Raw genomic sequence first — 4233 nt, 5'->3', positions numbered from 1 at the left:
ATCTCGTTCAAAAACGAATTTCGCCTGCAACGTACCGACATCGTCGGAAAGCGGGTCGCAGAGTCTCTTCAAATCGGCTAGCAGCAATTCACCTTGAAGGGTGGTGCCACGATCAGCCAATTTGCGCGGGTCAACGTGAGGTGGAATCGGGTCATTCAACATAGGCGCAGCATTATAGGGATGCACCCACCCATGTCAAAGGAAATTGTTCCCTGTCCGTCACTTGCACGCCTCCGCTAGAATTCGCACCTGCCTCAGGAGACACGAATGCTGCCTTTATTACTCGCTTCAAGCTCGACATATCGTCGCGAATTGCTCGCCAGACTGCACGTGCCGTTCGTCTGCTCCTCGCCGGATATCGATGAAAGTCATCGTCCGGGCGAGCCAGCCATCGATCTGGTCAAACGCCTCGCCGAACAAAAAGCCCGGGCATTGACCGACAGTCATCCTGCGCACTTGATCATCGGCTCTGACCAGGTTGCCGTGCTCGGCGAGCAGATCATCGGCAAGCCGCACACCTTCGAGAAGGCCCGCGAGCAACTGATGGCCGCCAGCGGCACCAGCGTGACCTTCCTGACCGGCCTGGCGCTGCTCAACAGCCAGACCGGCGAATGCCAGGTCGACTGCGTGCCGTTCACCGTGCACATGCGCCAGCTCGATCAGGCGCGCATTGAGCGCTACCTGCGCATTGAGCAGCCTTATGACTGCGCTGGCAGCTTCAAGGCTGAAGGTTTGGGGGTGAGCTTGTTTCAGTCTACTGAAGGGCCGGACGCGACCAGCCTGATCGGCCTGCCATTGATTCGGCTGATTGACATGCTGTTGGTGGAAGGCGTGCAGATTCCTTAAAAGCAAAAGATCGCAGCCTTCGGCAGCTCCTACAGGATTCATGTCCCCGCAATAAAGCGTCGGACATGAAACGTGTAGGAGTTGCCGCAGGCTGCGATCTTTTGATCTTTACAACGAATTAACGCAACGAAGGCCCGTGGAAACCCATCCACATCGCCAACTGCTCAGCCACGCTGGCGCCAAGCTTTTTCGAGAAGCGATCAAACGGCGATTCCTGAACGGTGAAATCCACCAGTTCTTTCTCGCCAATCACGTCACGCGCAACCGAACTGGCATTGCCCAGCCCATCGATCAAACCTAACGGCAGCGCCTGCTCGCCCGACCAGACCAGCCCGGAGAACAGTTCCGGATGCTCTTTGTCCTTCAGACGATCGCCACGGCCCTGCTTGACGCTATTGATGAACTGTTTGTGCGTGGTATCCAGCACCGTCTGCCAGAACGCCGTTTCATCCGGCTTCTGCGGCTGGAACGGATCGAGGAACGACTTGTGCTCGCCCGAGGTGTACGTGCGACGCTCAACGCCAAGCTTCTCCATGGTGCCGACAAAACCGTAACCGGCCGCCGTCACACCGATCGAACCGACCAGACTCGCCCTGTCGGCATAAATCTGATCCGCCGCACTGGCGATGTAATAAGCACCGGAAGCACCCAGGTCGGAAATCACGGCATACACCTTGATATCCGGGTGCAGGCCGCGCAGGCGCTTGATCTCGTCATACACATAACCTGACTGCACCGGACTGCCGCCCGGGCTGTTGATGCGCAGGACGACACCTTTGACCTTCTTGTCCTCAAACGCAGCACGCAGACTGCCGACAATGTTATCGGCGCTGGCCGGCTCTTTATCGGCAATCACCCCGGTGACATCGATCAACGCGGTGTAGTTATCGCTACGGGTGGCGCTCTTTTCCATGTCCATCAGCGGCGTGAACAGGATCAGCGCAATAAACAGATAAACAAACGTCAGCAGCTTGAAGAAGATCCCCCAACGCCGCGAACGGCGCTGCTCTTGCACGCCGGCCAGGAGAGTCTTCTCCAGCAGCTTCCAGCTTTTCTCGTCACCGCCGTCGGCATCTGCCTTGGCCGGTGCTTTCCATTCGTCGGTCATGCCATCCACCCCAGCAAAAACGTATTAAGCCTGCTGCGCCAGCCAGGCATGCAATTCGGAAAAACGGTCGATCGACAGGCGCGGCTCGAACTGCTGCAGCGATTCGATCGATTGCGCGCCATAACTGACCGCCACCGAATCCATCCCCGCGTTACGCGCCATCAGCAGATCGAAGGACGAATCGCCAACCATCAGCGCCTGTTCGGCGCGCACGCCGCAATGAGCAAGGATCTGCTCCAGCATCAGAGGGTGCGGCTTGCTCGCAGTTTCATCGGCAGCGCGGGTGATATCGAAATAATCTTCCCAGCCATTGGCCTTGAGCACTCGATCCAGACCCCGGCGATTCTTGCCGGTGGCCACAGCCAGGTGATAACCCTGCTCGCGGAACGACGCCATCGACTCGACGACCCCTTCGAACAACGGCGAAGGCACGGCTTCGGCGGCGATGTAGTGATCAGCGTAATACTCGCGAAACAAGGTCATTTCGGCGTCACTGATCTCGGGATACAAGGTGCGGATCGCCTCAGGCAGGCCCAGGCCGATGATGCCTTTGACGGCGAAATCATCGCGCAACTCGAAACCGGAACGCCCGGATGCCGAGTGCATCGCCTCGACGATCCGATGGATGGAATCGGCCAGCGTGCCGTCCCAATCAAAAATCAGCAGCTTGTAATCAGATGGGCGCACTCAATCGCTCCACGGTCTTGGCCCACATTTCGTCGACCGGCGCCTGCAAGGTCAGCTTGCCGCCATCCGGCAGCGGCACGGTCAGCATGTAAGCGTGCAGAAACAGACGCTTGCCGCCCAGATCGCGGATTTCCTTGGTGAAATCTTCATCGCCATATTTGCTGTCGCCAGCAATGCAATGGCCAGCATGCAAAGTGTGCACGCGAATCTGGTGGGTGCGACCGGTAACCGGCTTGGCTTCGACCATGGTGGCGAAATCACCGAAGCGGCGCAGCACCTTGAACATCGTCAGGGCCTCTTTGCCTTCTTCGTTGACTTCGACCATGCGCTCGCCGGAACGCAGATTGCTCTTGAGCAATGGCGCGCTGACTTTCTTGATCGAGGTCGCCCAGTTGCCACGCACCAGCGCCATGTAGCGCTTGTCGACGCCATCACCACGCAATTGCTCGTGCAGGTGACGCAACATGCTGCGCTTTTTGGCGATCATCAGCAGGCCGGAGGTGTCACGGTCGAGACGGTGAACCAGCTCCAGCTCTTTGGTATCCGGGCGCAACTGACGAAAGGCTTCGATCACACCGAAATTCAAGCCACTGCCGCCGTGAACCGCAATGCCCGCGGGCTTGTTGATCACGATCAGGGCTTTGTCTTCGAAGACAATCGAGGCTTCCAGGCGCTGCAACAGACCCTGGGCCAATGGCACCGGTTCGTCGCGCTCAGGCACGCGAACGGGCGGCACGCGCACGATATCACCGGCCTGCAGCTTGTATTCGGGCTTGATCCGACCTTTGTTCACGCGCACTTCGCCTTTGCGCAAAATGCGGTAAATCAAGGTCTTGGGCACGCCTTTGAGTCGGGCGAGGAGGAAATTGTCGATTCGTTGGCCGGCATACTCCGGCGAGACTTCAAGCAATTGAACGCCTGGAGTCGAAGGGGCAGTAGTTGTCATGCCGCGGATGATAACAATTTTTATGGAATTGAAGCACTTAATCATTGCTGCTATAGTCGCGAACGCCGCCAAAAGCGGCCTGGACAGCGGCACCACGGTCAAAAACCGGCCCTGACCATCGCAATTCACCAGGACGCGAGGCCGTCCTACGGGGCTTTTGCTACGTAACGGTGGAGTTTGCAGTTGTAACAAGCGCAGGTGACATGAGGCCTGAATTACACCGTCGAGCAGAGTTTTTACTCGCCTGACAGGCAGATATTCACGGCCAGTTCACAAAGTGCAGTCAACCGCAGATGACCCCGAGCGAGAGCTTCGGAAACACCGCCTGATTAGCCATGATGCGTGACCTCCCCTTTCGGAGCTCACGGTAAATGCCAACCCGCTGCGGATTCTGCGCGCGGCAGCACCCGAATTATCAGGGATACGTGTAGGGTGGAGATGCACAACCGCTGGACTGTGTAGCAATAGGCTTTATCAAGACGCTTCATCTCGTCCACAGCCACGGTTGATTCCTCCTCCTGACTGAGTGCTTAAGTAGCCACAGCAAGCAGGACGCGTACGTCGCTATATCGGCCCAATTGGCCGCATATCGCTGGACACGGGAATGGCCAACCACTCCCGACGCACCTGACACCGACCGTGAGAA

At 57.8% G+C, this 4233-nt stretch carries 4 protein-coding genes and 1 pseudogene; 1 reads left to right on the top strand and 4 read right to left on the bottom strand.

Annotated features, from left to right (window positions below; all coding sequences use genetic code 11):
• Positions 1-162 (bottom strand): annotated as a pseudogene (locus tag ACIP66_RS28210) (metal-binding protein); the annotation flags it as partial.
• Positions 163-267: 105 nt separating this feature from the next.
• Between ACIP66_RS28210 and ACIP66_RS28205 the strand changes: the two are divergent.
• Positions 268-846, top strand: coding sequence for a Maf family protein (locus tag ACIP66_RS28205; protein WP_400652515.1), 579 nt, complete (start codon positions 268-270; stop codon positions 844-846).
• Between the two features lie 118 nt (positions 847-964).
• On the opposite strand, the gene sppA is transcribed toward ACIP66_RS28205, so the two are convergent.
• From sppA to rluC, 3 genes are read right to left on the bottom strand one after another with little or no spacing between them, the layout of a single operon-like run.
• Positions 965-1954, bottom strand: coding sequence for a signal peptide peptidase SppA (gene sppA, locus ACIP66_RS28200; RefSeq protein WP_400652514.1), 990 nt, complete (start codon positions 1952-1954; stop codon positions 965-967).
• 24 nt (positions 1955-1978) lie between these two features.
• Positions 1979-2641, bottom strand: a complete 663-nt coding sequence (locus tag ACIP66_RS28195) for an HAD-IA family hydrolase (protein ID WP_053122618.1) — start codon at positions 2639-2641, stop codon at positions 1979-1981.
• Positions 2628-3587, bottom strand: coding sequence for a 23S rRNA pseudouridine(955/2504/2580) synthase RluC (gene rluC, locus ACIP66_RS28190; RefSeq protein ID WP_045123283.1), 960 nt, complete (start codon positions 3585-3587; stop codon positions 2628-2630). Before rluC ends, ACIP66_RS28195 begins: the two co-directional genes overlap by 14 nt.
• Positions 3588-4233: the final 646 nt, after the last annotated feature.

The organism is Pseudomonas sp. NPDC088429 (genome assembly GCF_044753305.1).
GTDB classification, from domain to species: Bacteria; Pseudomonadota; Gammaproteobacteria; order Pseudomonadales; family Pseudomonadaceae; genus Aquipseudomonas; species Aquipseudomonas rustica.
This window is presented reverse-complemented; position numbering and strand designations above follow the sequence as displayed.